Here is a 21,766-nt window from a genome sequence, read left to right as displayed (position 1 = left end):
GGCTCAAAGTGAATCAATGTCGTCGTGCGAGTTGCCGGCATGCAGCGTGTGAATGGTCAGCCCGGCGAGGTCGTCAGCCGGTTTTTGCGTGGCGAGACTGGTGATGTAACCGACGACGAAGCAGGTGGTGATTCCACAGGCCGTGTACAGGTAGCCGTTGATCGCGGTGAATTTCCAAAGACCGAACATCACGGCGGCGCCGACCAGTGCACCGGCCATCGCACCGGTGGAATTGGCTCGGGTCGTTGTGCCCCCCAACACAAACAACCCGCCGAGCACGCCCATGAACAACCCGATCACGACCAAAAAGGTATCGAACAGCGATTTGATGTCGGGGTTGACGAACACCAGCCCCAACAGTGTCCCGATCACCCCCATCACAAACGTCAGACCGCGAGCCGCATTGAGATAGCCGCGCTCGGATTTGCAGGTGTCGAAGGGCCGCAGGAAATCGGTCACCAAAGCCGTCGCGGTGGAATTCATGCTGGTCGAAACCGTCGACTGTGCGGCGGCAAAAACCCCCGCGACGACCAACCCGGCCAATCCGATCGGCATCTCACGGGCAATGAAGTACGGAAACACTTGGTCGGTCGAAATCGTCGGGTCCAAGCGACCGGGGTTTGATTGATAGAACGCAAACAGAGCCGTGCCGATGCCGAAAAACAGCAGTGTGGACGGGATCGTCAGCGCGGCATTGGTCCAAATCGAACGCGCGGCGAGACTGGGGTCGGCAGTCGTCATGTACCGCTGCACGACGGCTTGGTCGGCGGTGTATGACGAAAGGTTTTGGCCGATGGCTCCGACGACGATGACCCACAATGCGATTTGGGCGCTCGTCGGACTCAGGTGCAGGTTTGCGATCCGAAATTTATCAGCGTCATCCGCGGCGGACAGAAAACCGCCGACCCCGCCGTCGGTCCCCATCACCAAGAGAACGATCGCAAGCAGCGCTCCGCCAAACAGCACAACGGTCTGGAGGGTGTCGGTCCAGATCACCGCTTCGACGCCACCCATGGTGCAATAGAGGATGCTGAGCACGCCCATCAGCAACACCGATTGAGCCGGTGTCAGCGGAGTCGCGACGGCCATCGCTAGACCGGTCAGTGACATGACGACCGCCATGCGAAAGAGGTGGAACAGCGTGAAACTGGCACTCCCGAACAGTCTGACCGGACGGCTGAATCGCTTTTCCAGATACTCGTACGCGCTGGTGGCATCGATGCGGCGAAAGAACGGCATCGCGACATACACGGCGACGATCGCAACCAGCGGAATGGTGAAATTGCCGATCGAGTACACCCAGTCCTGGGCATAGGCCTTGGACGGGATGCCGGTGAAGGTCAGCGAGCTGAGCATCGTGGCAAAAATGCTGCAACCGGCAGCCCACCACGGAATGTGGCGTCCCCCGCGAAAGTAGTCGTCGGTCGTCTTGTTGGTTCGGGCGAAGTAAAACCCGACGCCGACCATCGACACAAGATAGCCGAACAGGACGACATAGTTGACCCACCCGAAATTGTGTTCGGCTCGGTTGACGGCAACGCGATAGACCTTGGGCGTGCGGGTTCGCGGTCGGATTTCGCCGGACGGGACGATCAGATCGTCGCCCCATTGAACAGCGGTGGTCGTCACCTGGGTGACGGGATTCTTCCCGGCGGCAACCCAGGTGTCGGTGATGGTGTGATAGGCGGCAGTTTCGTTGCCAAATCCTGGGTGATTGTCCCGCAGTTCGTCGCCTTGGAAGAACAGTTCGCCGGTGGATCCGCCGAGCACAAGAAGATGGCTTTGGCCATACTTGACACCGGTGCCGGCCATCCAACATCGCGGGGCGTCGCTGCGTTGCCGCCAGGTGGCGGTGTTCGGATTGAATTCCCAGACATCGCGAAGGAATTCATAGCTGGAGGGCTCTTCCGCCGGCCCGTGCTGTCGTCGCCCGCTGATGACATACACACAGTCGTTGTATCCATTGTGCTGGCTAACGGTCAGGTTCAATGCCCGCGTTGGGCCGGGACAGGCAGGCAATTCTTTCCAGACAAATTCGTCTTGGTTTGCTTGCTGCGACAAATCCAGCGCCCACAAATTCGACATGGCTGTTTCCAGCGACGGACCGCTTTGCCCGCCTGCCAGATAGATCACATCGCCGATGATGGTTGCGGCCGTGAACGCGCACGGTTTTGGCAGCGAAGGATACTCCGTCGTCGTGATTCGTTCTGACTCGGGATCCCAGCTCAGCAGGAACACGTCGTCAAAGGTGTCGTCGGAATCGTTCCCACCCATGCAAACCACGCCCGCGCTGGTCGAGACGGACGCCCCGTATGCGACAGCACGGTCGAGTTTGCCGCCGTCTTTCCAGCTGTAGCGGTCGCCATCTCTGGTCAGCACGAAGATGCGATCGTGCCAGACTTTGTCGTTGTCCCAGACCGGCTTGGGAAAGTTCGCACCGCCGGCCACGATCATGACGTCATTGTGAACGCCGGCAAACGGACCTGCAAAGCCGAGTGCATCCGGCATGGGCGGCAGTTCCGTCCACGTCAGTAAATCCTGAGCGGTCGCGAGAGTGGGTGACGTGACTGCGGCAAGGAAAAGCAGGAGATGCAGGAATCGTTTCATAATCTCGTTTGTCATTGTGGCTTCCAGCCATCCCGATCGCATGGCATTGCTTCATGATTGAGTGACAGGCCGGCAGCCTGAGCGACATTCACCTGAACGCACCGAATCACGCCGGATCCGGGATGATCGTTCCCGTGCGGTCATCGACTCGGTGCAGCCGAGTGACAGCTGCGTTGGCGCCGTCGCCCGATTTCAGGGACACCAACCAATAGGGATCGTCCGGCACGTTCGCGGCGACCATCGTTCGCACGGTCTCCGGATCATGCACTCCGTTCTGGCTGTACAGTTTTGCGTGGAATTCCTTTTCGCGGCGAAGTCTCTCCGTGCCAAAGAACACGGCGGAACATTTCGTGCCGGGGGGAATGTCGCCAAAGTGTTCAATGACAACCATAATTGCCGCTTTCTGATCCAGCTCTCGGTTCGTCAACTTTTGCTCCTCTAGCCGCGGCATTTGCGTCATGAATCAATCCCGAGGTGTCGCATCGACGGTGCTGTTTGGCAATCCTCGTGGGTGGATTCTACATGATTGATCCGCATCCACTCACCGCCGCTGAAGTCAAACCCGCCGTACGACTTAGACCGCGACCGCCCCGGACCACGGAATCGCTGTGGCACTTGCTTAGCGGTCAGCGGCAAACGATGATGTGGGGCCACCCTCCCAGTCCTCCCCCACTTTTCCGCCTCCCTGAATCACCATGAAATCACTTGTCCTGCTTCCACTGGCCATCCTGGTGGCGATCAGCTCCGTGCGGGCCGCGGACGTTCCCACGGGAACACTCACCGAAGGCGTTTTCGCCGACAGCCGCATCTTTCCGGGCACCACGCGCCAGTACAGCGTCTACGTTCCGGCGCAATACGACGAAAACGAACCGGCGAACTTGATGGTGTTCATGGACGGCAAGAATTACGCCAAACCGGGCGGCGCCTTTGGCGTCCCCAGGGTCTTCGACAAGCTGATCGATCAAAATGCGATGCCGGTCACGATCGCCGTTTTTGTCAATCCGGGCACGATCCCCGCGACCAAACCCGGTGCGAAAGACCGCAGCAATCGTTCCTTCGAATACGATTCACTCGGTGACCGCTACGCGACGTTCTTGGTCGACGAATTTCTGCCCGTCGCCCTAAAAGGACTGAATGTTTCCGACGACGCCCAGCGCCGCGCGGTGTGCGGCATTTCGTCCGGCGGGATTTGCGCGTTCACCGTCGCTTGGGAAAAGCCACAGCAATTCGGCAAAGTGCTCAGCCACATCGGCAGCTTCACCAACATCCGCGGCGGCTGGGCCTATCCCGGATTGGTTCGAAAGACCAAAGACAACCCCAAGCCGATCAAGGTTTATCTGCAAGAAGGCAAGGACGACCTGAACAACCTGCACGGAAACTGGCCGCTGGGCAATCGAGACTTGGCGGCCGCCCTGCAGTTCGCCGGATACGACTACAAGTTGGTGATGACCGAAGGCGGACATAGCGGAAAGTGGGGCGGCGAAGTTTTCCCGGACGCGCTGCGTTGGCTGTGGTCCGACGACTCCGAGTCGACCGTGATTGCGTCGACGGAAACCCGACCCGAATGGCAACCGCATCCCGATGCCATTGCCAACGAGTCTGTCCCCAAAGGCACGGTCGAGCCAATGGAGCCCTGGGAGTCGGAGATCTTTGCAGACACGATCCGCGATTGGGCGATCTATGTGCCGGCACAATACCAAGCGGACACGCCAGCCGCGTTGATGGTTTTTCAGGACGGGGAACGGATGCGCGACACCAAAGGACGCTGGCGAATCCCGGTCGTGTTTGACAACCTGATCGCACGCGGCGAAATGCCACCGACGATCGCCGTGTTTATCAATCCTGGGCAACACAAATCCAAACCGCGGCAAGGGAAAAAATCATCCAACCGCAGCTTCGAATACGACAGCCTGGGCGATCGCTACACGCGATTTTTGCTGGAGGAAATCCTTCCCGCGGTCGAACAACGCTACAACGTTTCGTCCGATCCCGCGATGCGGGCGATCGGCGGATCCAGTTCCGGCGCCATCTGTGCGTTCACCGCCGCCTGGGAACACCCCGATCAGTTCGGCAAGGTTTATTCGAACGTCGGCAGTTTCACCAACCTTCGCGGCGGCAACGTCTATCCGGCACTGGTTCGTAAAACGGAACCGAAACCGATCCGAGTGTACATGTCCGACACCAGCGGTGATGTCGACAACGCGTTCGGAAGCTGGCCTTGGGCGAATCAACGAATGGCATCGGCGCTGAAGTACATGGGTTACGACACCCGTTTCGATTGGGCCGAAGGCTACGCGCACAATGCCGATTTCGGCAGCGCGCGTTTTCCCGAAGCGATGAAATGGCTGTGGCGAAACGAGACACACCAGCCGGTGCTGGACACCAGCGGTGACCTGCGTGGAGACTTGACGCTGTTGAACCTGTTGATCCCGGGCCAGTCATGGGAAGTCGTCGCGTCGGACTTGGGATTCGCCGATGCGCCCTGCAGCGACACCGAGGGGAACTTTATCTACAGCGACATGAAGGCACCGGCGGTGTATCGCGTCAGTGCCGATGACGGCAAGCAAACGGTGATCGCCAAGGAGTCGGTCAGCGGGCTGATGCTCGGCCCTGACGGACTGCTGTATGGATGCCAGGGCGCGCAAGGCCGCGTGATTTCCATCGACCCCAAATCCGGTGCGGTCAACGTGGTCGCGACCGGCGTCAAACCGAATGACTTGGCCGTCAGCGACGACGGACTCCTCTTCATCACCGAAACCAGGGCCAAGCAGGTCACGCGCATCGACCCGAAAACCGGCGCGACGACGGCGGTCGACAGCGGCATCACACGCCCGAACGGAATCGCGCTTTCCAACGACGGGGGAACGCTGGCGGTTTCCGATTCCGGCGGCACGAGCACGTGGACGTTCCGGGTCAACCCCGACGGCAGCCTGGACGCCAAAATGCCGACGATGCCGATGCGGCTTGCGATCGATGCCAAGGGCGAATTCAAGTTCAACGAACCCCCGCCGTACCTGACTGCATCGCGGGGCGATGGCATGGCCGTCGACAAGGCAGGGCGCTACTACGTGACCAGCTCGGTCGGAGTGCAAATCTTCGATCCGACCGGACGCCCCTGCGGCGTGCTGCCGACGCCCGATCCGACCAAACCGCTGACCAGTTGCACACTGGCCGGGGCGAATCACGACACCCTGTACGTGACCAACGGCTCGACGGTCTACCGTCGCAAGTTGAGCGTGAAGTAGCGCTGCGGAATATCTGGGACACCCCGCTGGTGTGCAGGCTTTAGCCGCCTCGATTCGCTGCCCCGCAGCGAGCGGAGGAATCGCCTAAAGGGACCGTCCAGCTTAAGGCGATCGCTTTTCGGATGTACGATGGCCCTTCCGGGCCGTCGCCCGTGGGGCTCTGCGCGACGACCTAGAAAGGACGTCGTACACCCCTCCGCCGACCACCTCTCACCCATTCGGTCAGATCATTCAGATTTGTCGCGTTTCGCGCTAGCCCTAAGCTGGACGGTCTCTAACCCGGATATTGCATCCGCTGAGTGGTTGACTGTGATTTTGGACTGAGTTACGGCGGCGTTGCCTATTATGGCCGATTTTCGCTGCAATTGATTGGCTTTGGGCAGAGGCCCCCCACCCCCAGAGGACAAAATTGTCGCTGGGTGATGAATCGCGATGCGATGGGGGTAGCTAGTCGCTACGACAAAGACGCGTCAGCACCTGATTGAACAGCGGTTCCCAGGGGCAGTGGCTGCAGAGATGAAAGATCACACGACGGCAAGTCACACGCACGCGTGCTGCAATTTTCAATAGACGCAATCGAATTGTGTCCACGCGTAGACGACTATGTTTCGTTCCACTCAGGCCCAGGCGACGCACCCCATCGAGTAGAACGTAAGCAAATGATGAAAGCATCACGCGGAACTGATTGGCAATAAAACGGGTGCAACTGGTGCGATCAGCGAACAGGCAAAGCTGTTGTTCTTTGATCCGATTCTCCATCTCGCCACGCATGCAGTAGTGCTCTCGATAAAACTTCTCCGGGTCAAAGGCGACAGAACACCATGTTCCTGGAGTCTTAACTTGCAACGGTTGCCTTTTGCCGTTGACCATCGGTCGATGGTAGGTCGTGTCGACAATGCCATCACTTGAGAAACGGTTTGTTACGACGAAGCGAGGATTGGGGCCTTTGCCAGTGTACTCTGCTTTGCCGACCACCCAGCGATGGCGGTCCCAAGTCCTGCCGGTGCGATAGCGAAACCATTTGAAGCAGGCTTGTTTCCCACCCCGGTGTGATCGAAGGATTCTTGCCCGTGTCATTTCGCAAGCAATTTCCTTGACTAAAACCTTATTTTTGGGCAAACCAAAGATGTAGTGGACATCGTTTTTGTCGCACCAACGCATCAGGCGTTCGATCGCAAAGCCTCCGTCACCACGAAGGGTAATTTTGACCTGAGGCCATCGTTTGCGGATCCTTGCGACGAGTAATTTTGTGATCCCGCGTGCGTGGTGTGCATCACCGAGATTGGCCGCACGAAGATAAGAGACGAGAAGTTGGTCGCCGCAAAATACGTACAGCGGTTGGAAGCAGTAACTGTCGTAGTAGGCATTGAAAGCCCTTCTTTCTTGCTCGCCGTGTACCTTGTCGTCCGTTGCGTCTAGATCGAGCGTGATTTCACCAGGCGGGGTGTCGAAGCTGTCAAGGAAAATGTCAACGAGGATCTTGCTGAGCTCGAAGAGTTCTTTTTTGCCGATTCGATTTTCAAATCGCGAATGCGTCGAGGGACTTGCCAGAGTGGGATCTTCATCGTCGTCCGCCCCGGCATTGATTCGAGGGGTCCGTCCGGCGGCGACTTGAAAGGCGGCATCGTTGCGAAGATGCTGTTGATCGTTTGCATCTTCGTATCCTGCAGCGATCGCAAAGATTCGACTGATGAGGATTTCCGCTTGCGAATGCTTGGTGTGAAACGGATCACGTGGGTCGTCGATGGCTTGGTCAATCCGCTCGATCAAATTGAGCTTTTTGTCGACTTCACGAAGCAGGACGAGGCCTCCGTCGGAGGTGAGCGATCCGCCGTTGAAATCCACTTCAACGGCCTGCCTGCGGAGGCGTTTCAATGCGGGACGTTTTCGATTACGCTTTGTCATTGCCGAAAGCCTTGGTTTCGTGTTCTGTGAAGTGTCGTAACTCCAATAGATACACGAACTAAGGCTTTCGCGCTATAGGGGGAATCGTATCAGCGGATGCAATATCCGGGCTAAAGGCTAGACACCAACGGCGCTGAATTCCCCTCCACCAATGTCGTTGCCATGCGACGGTTGGCTCTCTGTCGTTTGGGTCGTTCCGCAACCAGGCGGGTGTTTCGTGTTACAATCCCCAGACGACACCGGCGGTGGTCATCGCACCCCGAGACGCCTTCAAGAACACGATCAAACGAGACGAACATGAACAAGAAGACTCAGCCGATCACGCGTCGCCAATCCATCAAAGCCGCCGCGGCTGGGACCGCTGCGGTGTTCGCCGCCCCGGCGATCGTTCGCGGACAGAACTTGAACGACAAAATCCGGGTCGCGATCGTGGGCATGGGCGGTCGCGCCAAAGCCCACGCCGAAAGCCTGGTCGATTTGGAAAAAGAATCGACCTCCGGCGTCACTCTGGCGGGCATCTGCGATTGCGACGAAGCCAAATTAAAATCTGCCGAAACGGTTTGGACCGAGCGTAGCGGTCACAAGCTCGACACCTACGACGACATGCGACGCGTGCTCGATGACGCTTCCATCGACGCGGTCACGTTTGCCACCCCCAACCACTGGCACTCGCTGAACGTGATCTGGGGCTGCCAAGCCGGCAAAGATGTGTATGTCGAAAAACCCGGCTCGCACAACATCTTCGAAGGACGCAAGATGGTCGAGGCGGCCCGCAAGTACAACCGGATCGTCCAACACGGAACACAATGTCGATCGTCACCGAACATCGTCGAAGGGATCGACAAGCTGCATCAAGGCGTGATCGGCGACGTCTACTTTGCCCGCGGGATCGCCTACAAGATCCGCGGCGACCTGGGCAAACATGCTCCGCGGCCGGTCCCCGACGGACTCGATTGGAACGCCTGGTGTGGTCCGGCGCCGGTGCACGAGTTCAGCAATTTTCAACATCGCCGTTGGCACTGGATCTGGGATTACGGCAACGGAGAAATCGGCAATCAAGGCGTCCATCAGATGGACATCCTGCGTTGGGGGCTGAAACTGGACACGCACCCGGTCCAAGTTTCATCGGTGGGCTCCAATTACATGCAAGAGAACGTTCATCAGAGCAGCGCCGAAACACCGGGTGTCTTGTCGACGTCACTGAAATGGGCCGATGGAAAAATGGTCGAGTTTGCCGTTCGCGATTGGTACACCAACGCCGAAGCAGGCTTTCGCGACAAGTATCCCTTCGTCCAAAAAGATTTCCCCGTCGGAACGATCTTCTTGGGCACCGAAGGCACGATGATCATCCCCGATTACTCCAGCTACTACACGTTCTTGGGACGCAATCGCGAACCGGGCCCGAGCGCCTTTGAAGAGGGGAGCCCGATTTCCAACCTGCCGCATTTCCGCAACTGGGCGCTCGCGGTTCGGGCACGCAACCCCGAATTCCTCTCTGCCGAGATCGAACAGGGGCACCATTCGGCCGCGCTGTGTCACTTGGCCAATATCGCCTACCGGGTCGATCGCACGTTGCACTTTGATCCGGAAAAAGAAACCTTCAAAGACGACGCCCAAGCGGACCGATTGTTGACGCGACCGGCACGCGGTGCGTTCACGGTCCCCGACGTCGTGTAATCTGACGTCAACGAGCGGAAAAGGGGTCAGGTACCAAAAACCAAATGGCCCACAGGGTGCTTCGCATTTTTGGTACCTGACCCCTTTTCCGCGGCACCCAACGAAGAGTGAGATAGGCTTCCAGCCTGTCGATTCAGAGCATGACAGGCTGGAAGCCTATCCCACAATAATCCGGCAATTCACATCCCACCAAGAAACCCATGATGACGAAATACGGCTTGATCCTGTCGACCTGTGTGCTGGGGTTCGCGTTGGTCCAGTCCGACGCAGCCGCCGACTGGCCGCAATGGCGCGGATCGGCGGACCTGGGCAGTGTTGCGACGGGCAACTACCCGTCCGAACTGGATGACCAGACCCTGCGTTGGAAAGCACCGCTGCCCGGCAAGGGATGTTCCACACCGATCGAAGTCGACCACACCCTGTACGTCACCGCGCCGAGCGATGGTGTTGATGCATTGGTGGCGATCGATTGGTCGGGAAAGCAACAGTGGCTGACGAAGTTCGGCCCCGAAGTCAAAGGAAAACATCGCAACGGCTCGGGCAGCAATGCGTCTCCGGTCAGCGACGGCGATGCGATTTTCGTGTACTTCAAAAGCGGGACGTTGGCCGCCGTGGAACTCGACGGCACGGTGCGATGGCAGACGAATCTGGTCGATCGTTTCGGCAAGGACACGCTGTACTGGGACCACGGGACGTCCCCCGTGTTGACGAAACAACATGTCGTTTTTGCCCGCATGCACAACGGCGAATCGTGGCTGGCCGCGTTCGATAAACAGACCGGCAAAATCGCATGGAAAGAAGCCCGAAATTATCAGACGCCGCGTGAATGCGACCACGGCTATTCCACACCGCTGGTGATCGAACACCAGGGAAAGGAATCGCTACTGGTCTGGGGCGCACAACACTTGACGATCCACGACGCGCAAGACGGACGTGTGGTGTGGTCCTGTGGCGATTTCAATCCCGACTCCAATCAACTCTGGCCGGTCGTGGCCTCGCCGGTCCTGGTGGGCGACATGGCCGTCGTCGCCTTTGGGCGGAACGACAAGGGCGCACCGCGACTGTACGGAATTCGCATCGACGGCAGCGGCGACGTCACCGACACGAATCACGAATGGTTCCGCGATGACATCTCAACGTTCGTCCCTTCGCCCGTCGCGTACAACGGGAACGTTTACCTGGTCCGCGATCGCGGTGAAGTCGAATGCCTCGATCCGGCGACCGGCAAAACGATCTGGAGCGACGCGTTTCCCAAGAATCGGAATTCGTACTACGCGTCTCCGACCATCGCCGCCGGAAAACTGTACGCGGCGCGGGAAGACGGCGTCGTCTTCGTCGCCGATGTGGCCGACGGTGATTTTCGATTGCTGTCCGAAAACGACTTGAAAGAGTCCGTGATCGGATCGCCCGTTCCGGTTGAAAACCGCATTTTCATCCGCGGCGAAAAGCATCTGTTTTGTTTTTCGGCGAAGTGATTCGAAACTCGTTCCCAGGATCGGTCTGGGAACGCAATGACATGCAGACTCCGCCTGGCGAGTTGCCAAACCGAGAGGCGGAGCCTCTGAGACAGTGTGTTCACGGGCAGAGCCCGGGAACAAGGGACAAACACCGGAGGGCTCGCGCCCTGCCGCTAATTAATCGTTCTCGAAACTCGTTCCCAGGTTCGGCCTGGGAACGCGATGACACGCAGGCTCCGCCTGGGCTGCGCAAAATTGCAACTCAGAAGGATAGCAGATTTAGGCCGTATCGGTTCCTGGGGATGACGGTAGTACGCTGCGGCGGAACATCGTCATGGTTTGTCTGAGGTTGTCCTTCACCCAATTGCATAGGGTTTTGTGGGTAACGGAGGCGAGGCTCGTTTCAATGGCTTCCGCACTGACGTCGGCGACGCTGGCAGCCATTGATAAGACGTTGCGGGTGAAACCGCTGCGAGAATGTTGTCGACCCATCTGCTTGCCCTTACCGATCAAGGATTCAAGGATTTCGCTGCTCGCCGGCAACCTCTCCCCGGGGGCAAGAATGCTTGAATTCTCTTCGATCGCCGAGACGATCTCGTCGCGAAACGCTTGGCTCTGCCAATCGCCTACATCACACGAAAGTTTTTCAGCCAGGGAAGCAGCCGAGTCTGCGTTAAAACCGACTGTTCGTGAGTGCTCTAACGTCTTGTCGACCATCCGCATCAGACGTGCCCAGACTGCGATCGATTCACGATAGTCAAGCACCCAAGCGAATTTCTCTTCCAGGCGACCAAGTCGATCTTGTTGCTGACGTTCTTCATGGGGGGTGTCAAGCAGACGCAACATCCGCTCTGCCCACCCGATCAGACTGTGCAGATTCATGAAGCGTGCCTTGACCTTGAGTTTGGGAGGCAACAACGATCCCAGCTCAGTCTGTTTGGCTTTCGGTTGTGTCTTTCCACAGTGCCCGAGAAACGAATCCCATTGAGGGTCTTTCTGCAGGACATGTTTGAGTGCCGTCGCAGTTCGGTGACACATGTCGGTCAATGCGATCGTCGACTCGCTTTCCTGTTGAAAACCAGCGATTCCGTTGACCAAGTCGGAACCTTGGTCGGAAATGATGGCCTTGACCTGACCGACTCGGTCAGCAGCTTTCTTCAGTTGCTCGGCAACAATCTTGCCGTTGGATGTCTGGACAATCTCGATCAGGATGGCCGAGAGATCGCTCAGTCGGATAGGCCGATCGAGATTGAGCCAATGTTCAAGGCGAATCCCAACGATCAAAAGACATTTCTCGTTTCCCAATTGGATCGTGTGGTCGACCAGGAGAATCCAATCGTCGGCCTGTTCTTTGGGACGCGTTAATTCATGCAGCCCCCGTCGCAGCGTCCAGTTCTGAATCGTGTTTGCCGTAGGGGCGTGAGACAATCCAGAATGGATGGTGCCTAGCGTGCGGGCAATTTTCTCACAAGCTCGATAGCTGATGGTTGCTTGGAGCACCCAAGAAATCGTGAGTACAACGAGACTCAACGAAAAAGAATGTTGGGGGGCCGGCGGCAGCAATTGAGTCGACGGCTGCGTCGGGCGATTCTTCAGGGGCTGCTCCGCGTTTTTAACTGCTCTAATTCACTCTGCAGCTCGGCGACGCGCCGCCGCAGTTGGCTTGCCTCGCCTCTCCATCGCTGGCGGCTCTCTCTCGCATTGCAGAGGTTTTGCTTGAGTTCCTTAATCAACCGCTTGGATTGCATGGCGTTGTTCTTCCATTTCTCTCGTCCACGGCGTGCCGAACCAAGAAGTTTGGAAACAGGTGACTTATACTCAATCGTGGCTTGAGACATGACTGAACCTCCATGACGCGGAAAAACTGCATATAAGAGAACCAATTCCGTCAAATTCTCAAATAGCAATTTCAACACAAAACCGGTCGGTTTTGCGCAGCCCAGGCGGAGCCTCTGAGACAGTGTGTTCCCGGGCAGAGCCCGGGAACAAGGGACAAACACCGGAGGGCTCGCGCCCTGCCGCTAACAATAGGTCACGCTGTGCGTGACAGCAGGCATGCACAGCATGCCCTACCCGCCCCCCAACCTCCACCCCACCCTATCATGCAACGACACCCGTACCTTCTCCCTGCCGCAATGCTTCTCGCCGTGATGACGTTCACGGCAGGTCCCTCCATCGGTCAGGAGACGCCATCCGCCTGGCAAGCCAACGCCGACTTGGTCGAAAAGCTGACCCGGCAACGCCGTGAGTTCAATTACGTTGAATCCAAGGTCCCGAAGTACACGTTGCCGAATCCGTTGCTGACCCGCGCGGGCGATTTGATCCGTTCGCCGAAGCAGTGGAATGACAGTCGCCGCGGTGAGCTGCTGGAGTTGTTTCGCGAGCACGTTTATGGACGCCGCCCCGACACCGATTATTCGCTGCGATTCGAGCAAACGTCAGAGGAGACGCAAGCGTTCGACGGCGCGGCGACGGGGCGTGGAATGAAAGCGATCATCCAAATCGGCGATCGCAGTTTCTCGTTTCCGTTTGTCGTCTTTCTGCCCAACAACGCCAGCGGAGCGACCCCGGCGGTGATCCACATCAACAACCGCTACTTCGTTCCGCTGACCACCGCCCTGGAAAAACCGGATCCGTTTTGGCCGGTGAAAACCTTCATCGATCGCGGCTACGCCACGGCATCGTTCCACACCTCGGATGTCGACCCCGACAAGAAAGACGGCTACGCCGATGGAATCCGTTCGTTTTTTGCCGACGGAAAGCCGCCCGAAGACACCGCGTGGCGAAGTCTGTCCGCCTGGGGCTGGGCGGCCAGTCGCGTACTCGATCATCTGGCGACGATCGATTCGATTGACGCATCACGTGTCGCGGTTTCGGGCCACTCGCGGGGCGGAAAAACGTCGTTGTGGGCGGCGTGCGAAGACCAGCGTTTCGCCATCGGCTACAGCAACAATTCGGGATGTGGCGGCGCCGCGTTGTCACGGCGTGCTTATGGGGAAACCGTCGGACGAATCACCAGTTCGTTTCCGCACTGGTTCTGCAAACCGTTTTCCGACTACGCCGGTCGCGAAAGCGACTTGCCCGTCGATCAACACGAAGTGATCGCCCTGATCGCACCGCGGGGCGTCTATGTGGCCAGCGCCGACGAAGACCTGTGGGCGGACCCGAAAGGCGAGTACGCGTCGATCGTCGCCGCCGCTCCCGTGTTCCGCTTGCTAGGAAAAGACTCAATCGAAACGACAACCATGCCGCCGCTGGGTCAACAACGCATCAACGGGCAGACCGGGTACCACATCCGCGCCGGCGGACACGGACTCGGTGAAGTGGACTGGAACTTTTTCCTGGACTTTGCCGACACGTTGCTGAAGTAGTTTGCATGATGTTTGAACTGCGCTGCACCGTCAGAAACTGTACCCAGCCGCTGAAATTGCGAGACAACGCGCTTCGCTGTGACGCCGGCCACCATTTTGATCGCGCGAAAGCGGGTTACTGGAGTCTGCTGCAACCGCAAGATCGCAAGTCGCTCAAACCCGGCGACTCCGATGATGCCGTCCTGGCCCGACACCGCTGGCTGGAGCGGGGGCTAGCCGCCGAGCTGGTCGAAACGCTCCGCCCATGGATCAAGTCGCCGACTGCGGGAGAGGAATCGACACCGATTCGCGCGCTGGACCTGGGCTGCGGCGAAGGCTCCTTTGGGCCGGCGTTGTTTTCGGACAATCCGAACGGCTACTGCGGCATCGACTTGTCCAAACGCGCGATCAAACTGGCCGCGCGGGGTTGGCCCGAGGCGACGTGGGTGTTGGCCAATGCGGACCGCACGTTGCCGGCCGCGGATGGGAGTGTTGATCAAGTGATTTCGCTCTTCGGCCGCCGCCCGGCCGAAGAGATTTCGCGCGTGCTCGTTTCCGGCGGAAACTGTATCGTCGCGGTGCCCGGCGAAGAGGACTTGATCGAGCTTCGTGAAAGCGTACAGCACGAAGGTCATCGCCGAAGCCGTTGGGAAGCGGTCGTGGACGAACTCTCCGCGACGGGGCTGGAGTTTGTCGAACACCGGAACTGGCGACAACGTGTCGAATTGGAACCCGACGCGATCGCCGATGCGTTGGCGATGACCTACCGCGCCGTGCGACGCTCGCAACAAACGCGTGCGGAATCGTTGACGGCGATGACCGTGACCTTGGCGGCCGACTTGGTCCTGCTGCGTCGGCCGTAGGCCGGCGGACCGAGCGGCGTTGCGGATGCCGATGCTGGAAATCGCTCCGGGCCCGTGCAGGTAGCGCCGTGAAGCATCTTTACCATGTGTATCTTGAATTTTTAGCGGAACGGCGCGAGCGAGCTGTCGATCTTGTCGGGATCTGCTGAGTCAATGGTGAGCCGCTGGCCGTAAGGCCTCGGGCAGCGTCGCAGTGTCCGGCCGCTTACGCGCCCGCGCGGCTCACAAAAACGACAGACCGCGAGCCGTCCGGTCGCGCTTCAAAAACACCGTGAAAGACCGGAGGGCTCGCGCCCTGCCGCTAAAAATGCATCACAGTGTTGCCGTGCAGGCTCGCGGTAGAAGCCGTAGACTATGATGACCGATGTTTCCTGCCCCTAGGTTTCGCGCCCCTCCCACTCTCCCACTCTCCCACTCTCCCACTCTCCCACTCTCCCACTCTCCCACTCTCCCACTCTCCCACTCTCCCACTCTCCCACCGAAGATTCAACATGAAACGCCCCTCCGATTCACGACGGAATTTTCTGAAAACCTCCGCTGTCCTATCCGGCGGCTATTGGCTCGGTTCGACGCCGTCGGCGCGTGCCGCGTCGCCCAATGAGAAACTGAACGTCGCTTGCATCGGAGTCGGCGGACGCGGGTCGGCAAACGTCAGTGGCGTCAACGGCGAAAACATTGTCGCGATGTGCGACGTCGATGAAGCGAAAGCGGGCAAGCGTTTTGAACAATTCGACAAGGCTCGGAAATACCAAGATTTCCGCGTGATGCTGGATCAACTGGACAAGCAAATTGATGCCGTCGTCATCAGCACGCCCGACCACACCCACTTTCATCCCGCCCGCCAGGCGATGCTGCTGGGCAAGCACGTGTATTGCGAAAAACCGCTCGCCCATACCGTCTGGGAAGTTCGCGAGCTGACGAAAATCGCCAAGAAGATGGATGTCGCCACGCAGCTCGGCAACCAGCGACACGCCAACGAAGGCATGGCCCGCACGGTCGAAGCGGTTCGCTCGGGCGTGATCGGCGAAGTCACCGAAGTCTATTGCGCGGTCGGCGGCTCACGCGGCATGCCCGACGTCCCCACCGAGTTCCCTCCGGTCCCCAGCCATCTGAACTGGGATCTGTGGCAGGGGCCTGCGCAAGAACGCCCCTATTCGCCGGAGTACTGTCCTTACAAATGGCGTTTCTGGTGGGACTACGGGACCGGCGAAACGGGCAACTGGGGCTGCCACATTCTGGACATCCCCTTTTGGGCGTTGCAATTGAAGTATCCCGACCGGGTCGATCTGGATGAAGTCCCCGGCGCCGATCAAATCGATCCCCAACGGACTCCCAAGTCGATGAAGACGCGGTTGGAATTTCCGGCGGAACAGGGACACGGCGCACTGACGCTGCATTGGTGGCACGGATCCCTGGGCGACGTTTTCAAGCAACACAAGACGGTTCCCCAGAAAGGGGACAACACCTTGTTCATCGGCACCAAGGGCACGATCACGGCCGGGTTCAACGGCTACAAGGTCACACTCAACGACGGCGGCCACCCCGCCGCTGCAGAGAAAACGATCCCCAAGTCGCCGGGATTCCACCAAGAGTGGATCAACGCCTGCAAGGGCGGCCCCCGATCGACGTGCGACTTTGTCGACTACACCGGCCCGCTGGCCGAATCGGTGCTGCTGGCCAACACCGCGTTCCGCGCCGGCGGCGGATTCGACTGGGACGCCAAGGCCTTCAAAGCGACGGGCAACGACAACGTCGAGCAGTATTTGATGTCGCATTTCCGCAAGGGCTGGGAAGTCGCCCCGGTTTAAACGCAAGCTGGAAGCTTACGCCACATGGTTAGGTACGACACAATTGTCATCGGCGGTGGCCACAACGGATTGATCACGGCAGCTTACCTGGCCAAGGCCGGTAAGAAGGTCTGTGTGTTGGAGCGTCGTGGGACGCTGGGCGGATGCGCGACGACCGAAGAGCTTTATCCGGGCTTTCGGTTTTCGCCCGCCGCCTATGTCGTCAGTTTGCTGCTGCCGGAAGTCATCGCCGATCTGCGGCTGAAGGAATACGGGTACCAGGTGCTGCGTCGCGACCCGTCATCGATCACCTTCGATGGCCAGGGCCGACACCTGGTCCTGGGCCACGACGCCAAGCGAAATTTTGAATCGATCGCAGGGTTCAGCAAGAAAGACGCCGAAGCGTTCCCGGCCTACGAGACGATGCTGACCGAGATCGCCGAACGGTTGGAACCGCTGTTGAAAACCGTACCGCCGCAGTTGCCCAGTCGGCTTCGAAAGGCCGGCCTGTGGGACAAGGCAAGGAACCTGATCGGCGGGCTGAAGACCGGTTCGCTGATGCAGACGTTGCTGTACGAAGACCCCGGCGCCATGGAAGTCTTAACGGGCGCGGCCGATCGGATTCTCAATCGCTGGTTCGAATCCGATCTGCTGAAAGGCACGTTGGCGACCGATGCGATCATCGGTGCGTTTCACGGGCCGTCGTCACCGGGCAGCGCCTACGTGTTGCTGCATCACGTGATGGGTGACGCCGGCGGAGCGCGCGGCGTCTGGGGGTACATCAAGGGCGGAATGGGAGGGCTGGCCGCGGCACTCCGCCAGGCCTGCCTGGATCTGAAAGTCGACATCAAAATGGAAGTCGAGGTGCAAGAGATCCTGGTCGAACACAACGCGGTGCGCGGCGTGTCAACCTCCGACGGCGAGGTCGTTGGCCGTTCGGTTGCCTCGGGAGTCGACGCCAACCGAACGCTGCTTCAACTGCTGGACCCACGGCACCTTCCCGACGAATTCGTTCGACAAGTCAAAAACATTGACTACTCCTCGGCCAGCGGCAAAATCAATTTGGCCCTGGACGGGCTGCCGGACTTTGGCGTCGACCCGCAACTGTTGCGAGGCACGATTCACACCACGCCGAACATGCAATTCATTGAAAGAGGCTACCAAGAAGCGCTGGCGGGGAATTACAGCAGCAAACCGGTGCTGGAGATGACGATTCCGTCCAACGTCGACGACAGTCTCGCACCGCCGGGAAAACATGTCCTGTCGCTGTTCGTCCAGTACGCCCCGTATCAATTGTCCGAGGGTCGGCACTGGGATGATGAAAAAGCCGGCTGGGTCGAAAACTGCATCGACATGCTGGAAGCATTCGCACCGGATATCCGAGACAAGATCCTGTTCACCCACGCGATGACACCGCTGGATCTGGAACGCACCTACGGATTGACCGGCGGCAACATCATGCAAGGGGCGATGCATCTGCATCAACTCGGGCCATCACGCCCTCTGATCGGCTGGTCGGACCACCGCACTCCCGTCGAAAAACTTTATCTCTGCGGTGCGGCCTCGCATCCCGGCGGCGGCGTGATGGGGGCCTGTGGACGAAACGCCGCGGGCATCATCCTGAGCGACCTTTAATCGGCTTCCAGACGTACAATCAATGGAATGCGTCTTAATTTACAAACCAAACTGACGATTTTCGTTGCAGTGGTCGCGTTTTTGACCGCGACGCTGGCGAATTTGACGAGTTTTCACTTCGCCAAATCGGGTCTGACCGAACAGATTCACCGGCGATTGCAGACCGCCGCACACGATCGCCAGCAGCGGGTGCTCGCCTACGTCAATCAGCAGAAAGAACGGGCGTTGCTGGTTGCCAGCCGAACCCGCCTGCGGAGGTATCTCGCCGAACGGATCGACGGCACGGTCGACGAGGCGAGGTTCCGTCAGGGTGTCGAACGGATTCTCACCGATGCCCAATCGAGTACCCCGGAGTTCTTGGCCATCTCGATCACCGACCCGCAGGGCCAAGTGATCACGACGACCGACTCAAGCTTCCTGGAGATCAACTACTCCGATCATCCCGACTATGCACAAGGCCGCATCGACGCCCATCTTGGGACCCCGTTTCGCGACGACGACGGCCGATACGTTGCCTGGCTGACGGCGCCGGCGGAAACCAACGACGACGAGTTTCTAGGGGTCGTGATGGTGCTGCTGGACGTCGATCGCTTGACCCAGATCCTGCACGATTCCACCGGGCTGGGAGATTCCGGTGAAGTGCTGATTGCATCGCGACAAGGTGACCGGTTGCACTACCTGATCCCCTCGGCAAAGCCGCACGACGACACGTCGGCGAGCCTTGAAACGGAGGCGATGAATCGAGCGATTGCGAATGATTCGGGCCAAGACATCGGCCGCTATGCGGGAACCGATGTGTTGATCGCCTGGCGACCGATCGCGTTGCAGGCCCCCGAATTCCGCAAGTGGGGCATGGTGGTCAAAATGGATTGCGAGGAAGCGTTCGCACCGATCGGCAAGCTGCGCAACATGCAATGGTTCCTGGAAGCCGCGCTGGTGCTGTTGAGCGTCCTGGGGGCGTTTGTCTTGGCCAGACGGTTCACGTCTCCGATTTCGCGACTCGCCAAAACCGCGGACATGATCGCCGGGGGTGATCGGTACGCTCGCGTCGCGGTCCATTCGGATGACGAATTGGGGCGACTGGGAACCTCGTTCAATCGCATGACCGACGAATTGGTAAGGGCTCAGGTGACGCTCGAAGATCGGGTCGAAGAGCGGACGCGGGAGTTGGCCGAATCCAATCAATATTTGCGGAAAGCGCGTGAAGAGGCGGACCAGGCGAATCGTGCCAAGAGCGAATTCTTGGCCAACATGAGCCATGAAATTCGCACGCCGATGAACGGGATCATCGGCATGTCGGACTTGTTGGAAGGCACGCCACTTTCGGCGGAACAACGTGAATACCTGGGGATGGTTCGCGGGTCGGCCGACTCGCTGCTGCGGCTGCTCAACGACATCCTGGACTTTTCTAAAATCGAAGCCGGCAAACTGGAATTGGAATCGATTGCGTTTGACCTGAGAGACACGGTGGAACGGACGGCCCGTTCGCTGGGGCATCACGCCGCAGACAAGGGTCTGGAACTGGCCTGCCGCATCGATCCGGATGCCCCGCAAGTCGTCGTCGGCGATCCCGGACGGATCCGCCAAATCATCGTGAACCTGGTCGGCAACGCGATGAAGTTCACCGAGGCCGGTGAGGTGGTCGTTGCCGTGGAACTGGAAGATCGCAACGAAACAAATGCCCAATTGCATTTTTCGGTCCGTGACACGGGAATCGGCATCCCGGAGGAAAAACTAGACAGTGTTTTCGAGTCGTTTTCCCAAGTCGACGCATCGACCACGCGTCAATACGGAGGCACCGGCCTGGGGCTTTCGATCTCCGGCCAACTGGTCTCCATGATGGGCGGCCGGATTTGGGTGGAAAGCGAACTGGGCCAAGGGACGACGTTTCACTTCAATCTGAACCTGGAAATTGGACAGCCGCTGGAACCCTCACCCCCGGCCGCGTTGGAAGACCTGGCCGGTTTGCCCGTGCTGGTCGTCGACGACAACGGCACGAATCGATTGATCTTCAATGAAATGCTTCAATCCTGGGGGCTGGCCCCGACGTGTGTCGCCGATGGGCAAACGGCGCTGGAGGAACTCGAGCGCGCCGCCGCGTCCGATTCGCCCTACCAACTGGTGCTGCTCGATTGCGTGATGCCGAACATGGATGGTTACGATGTCGCCACCAAGATGCTGGAAAACGATCAGCTTCGTCACACCAAGACCATCATCATCTCTTCGGCGACCAGCGAGGACAAACAACGATGTCGCGACCTGGGGGTGGCCAGCTATGTGACCAAACCCGTTGTCCAATCGGAGTTTCTCGACACGATCCTGAATGCCATGGTGTCGTCCGATGCCATCGTGGGCATCAGCGACACAAGCCAGGTGAAAAAATCCGATGTGGCGTTGCGTGTGCTGATGGTGGAAGACGGCTATGTCAACCAACGTGTGGCCACCGGGCTGCTGGAGCGCATGGGACACCAGGTCCAGGTCGCAAGTGACGGAAAACTCGGAGTCGAAGCCTGGCGAAAGGGCCACTTTGATGTGATCTTGATGGACTGGCAAATGCCCGTGATGGACGGGCAAGAAGCGACCGAACGGATCCGCACCGAAGAAGCGTCAACGGGAAACCACATCCCCATCATCGCCATGACGGCTGCGGCGATGAAAGGGGATCGCGAACGATGTTTGGAAGCCGGCATGGATGACTACATCAGCAAACCCATTGACCCTGAGGAACTGGCCATGGCCCTGCGGCGACACGCACCCGAAGATTCCCCGACTGCCGCGGAGGCCTCTGGCGAGACGTCGGCGGACGATGCAACCGTCCAGCCCAACGACGCCCCCGAGGGCGATGCCCCGAAGACGGAGACGGGCGGCTACCAGATCATCGATGTCGATCACGCCCGCAATCGGATGCGCGGCTGCAACGATGCGTTCTTGACGGAGATCGCGAAAGTCTTGCGGGACGAGGCGGCGCAGCGTGTCAACGAAATCAAGGACGCACTGACGGCGAACGACGTCAAAGTTGTCACCCGAGGCGCCCACACGCTCAAAGGCGCCGCGGCAAATTTTGGCGCCAAACCCGTCGTCGAACTCGCCGAGCAAATCGAACAACTCGGCAAAGCCGAAGACCTGGGCCCCGTCCCCGATCTACTGCAAGCCCTCAAACAGCAAGTCGAACGCCTGGACGCCGAACTCGAAACGTTTGTGAATCGGCAAGGACCGTCGGAAGAATGACAGAATGCTTTG

At 58.9% G+C, this 21,766-nt stretch carries 13 protein-coding genes; 8 read left to right on the top strand and 5 right to left on the bottom strand.

Annotated features, from left to right (window positions below; all coding sequences use genetic code 11):
• Positions 1-3: 3 nt before the first annotated feature.
• Positions 4-2,622 (bottom strand): sodium:solute symporter family transporter, encoded by a 2,619-nt coding sequence (locus tag Enr13x_RS01780; protein WP_231744048.1) that lies wholly within the window; start codon positions 2,620-2,622, stop codon positions 4-6.
• A gap of 91 nt (positions 2,623-2,713) precedes the next feature.
• Positions 2,714-3,067 carry a hypothetical protein gene (locus tag Enr13x_RS01775; RefSeq protein ID WP_231744047.1) on the bottom strand — a complete coding sequence of 118 codons (354 nt, stop codon included), beginning with the start codon at positions 3,065-3,067 and terminating at the stop codon, positions 2,714-2,716.
• A 235-nt stretch (positions 3,068-3,302) separates the two neighbouring features.
• On the opposite strand from Enr13x_RS01775, the gene Enr13x_RS01770 reads away from it, so the two are divergent.
• Positions 3,303-5,852: an alpha/beta hydrolase-fold protein gene (locus Enr13x_RS01770; protein WP_145384430.1), complete on the top strand. Its 2,550-nt coding sequence runs from the start codon at positions 3,303-3,305 to the stop codon at positions 5,850-5,852.
• Between the two features lie 447 nt (positions 5,853-6,299).
• On the opposite strand, the gene Enr13x_RS01765 is transcribed toward Enr13x_RS01770, so the two are convergent.
• A complete protein-coding gene (locus Enr13x_RS01765) occupies positions 6,300-7,757 on the bottom strand; it encodes an IS1380 family transposase (protein WP_145384429.1) in 1,458 nt (485 codons plus the stop codon).
• A 297-nt stretch (positions 7,758-8,054) separates the two neighbouring features.
• Here Enr13x_RS01765 and Enr13x_RS01760 point away from each other — a divergent pair, with 297 nt between their 5' ends.
• Both Enr13x_RS01760 and Enr13x_RS01755 read left to right on the top strand, forming a co-directional pair.
• On the top strand, positions 8,055-9,434 hold the full coding sequence (locus tag Enr13x_RS01760) for a Gfo/Idh/MocA family protein (RefSeq protein WP_145384428.1): 1,380 nt from the start codon (positions 8,055-8,057) through the stop codon (positions 9,432-9,434).
• Positions 9,435-9,634: 200 nt separating this feature from the next.
• Positions 9,635-10,909: a PQQ-like beta-propeller repeat protein gene (locus Enr13x_RS01755; RefSeq protein WP_145384427.1), complete on the top strand. Its 1,275-nt coding sequence runs from the start codon at positions 9,635-9,637 to the stop codon at positions 10,907-10,909.
• Positions 10,910-11,170: 261 nt separating this feature from the next.
• Here the strand turns inward: Enr13x_RS01755 and Enr13x_RS01750 are convergent, their stop codons facing one another.
• Together Enr13x_RS01750 and Enr13x_RS01745 are read right to left on the bottom strand one after the other, a co-directional pair.
• Positions 11,171-12,391: a hypothetical protein gene (locus tag Enr13x_RS01750; protein ID WP_145384426.1), complete on the bottom strand. Its 1,221-nt coding sequence runs from the start codon at positions 12,389-12,391 to the stop codon at positions 11,171-11,173.
• A 92-nt stretch (positions 12,392-12,483) separates the two neighbouring features.
• Positions 12,484-12,729, bottom strand: a complete 246-nt coding sequence (locus Enr13x_RS01745) for a hypothetical protein (RefSeq protein ID WP_145384425.1) — start codon at positions 12,727-12,729, stop codon at positions 12,484-12,486.
• Between the two features lie 264 nt (positions 12,730-12,993).
• Here Enr13x_RS01745 and Enr13x_RS01740 point away from each other — a divergent pair, with 264 nt between their 5' ends.
• The 5 genes from Enr13x_RS01740 (at position 12,994) to Enr13x_RS01720 (ending at position 21,754) form a co-directional block, all read left to right on the top strand.
• Positions 12,994-14,262, top strand: coding sequence for a glucuronyl esterase domain-containing protein (locus Enr13x_RS01740; RefSeq protein ID WP_145384424.1), 1,269 nt, complete (start codon positions 12,994-12,996; stop codon positions 14,260-14,262).
• Between the two features lie 5 nt (positions 14,263-14,267).
• The gene (locus Enr13x_RS01735; protein WP_315856996.1) at positions 14,268-15,104 is read left to right on the top strand and encodes a putative RNA methyltransferase; all 837 of its coding nucleotides are present in this window, start codon (positions 14,268-14,270) and stop codon (positions 15,102-15,104) included.
• A gap of 491 nt (positions 15,105-15,595) precedes the next feature.
• Positions 15,596-16,912, top strand: a complete 1,317-nt coding sequence (locus tag Enr13x_RS01730; protein ID WP_145384423.1) for a Gfo/Idh/MocA family protein — start codon at positions 15,596-15,598, stop codon at positions 16,910-16,912.
• 24 nt (positions 16,913-16,936) lie between these two features.
• Entirely contained in the window at positions 16,937-18,526 is a 1,590-nt protein-coding gene (locus Enr13x_RS01725; protein WP_145384422.1) for a phytoene desaturase family protein, read from the top strand.
• 27 nt (positions 18,527-18,553) lie between these two features.
• On the top strand, positions 18,554-21,754 hold the full coding sequence (locus Enr13x_RS01720; protein WP_145384421.1) for a response regulator: 3,201 nt from the start codon (positions 18,554-18,556) through the stop codon (positions 21,752-21,754).
• The last annotated feature ends 12 nt before the right edge of the window (positions 21,755-21,766 follow it).

It is taken from the genome of Stieleria neptunia, assembly GCF_007754155.1.
Taxonomy (GTDB): domain Bacteria; phylum Planctomycetota; class Planctomycetia; order Pirellulales; family Pirellulaceae; genus Stieleria; species Stieleria neptunia.
Note: the sequence above shows the minus strand (reverse complement) of the source record. Positions and strands in the feature narration are given on the sequence as shown.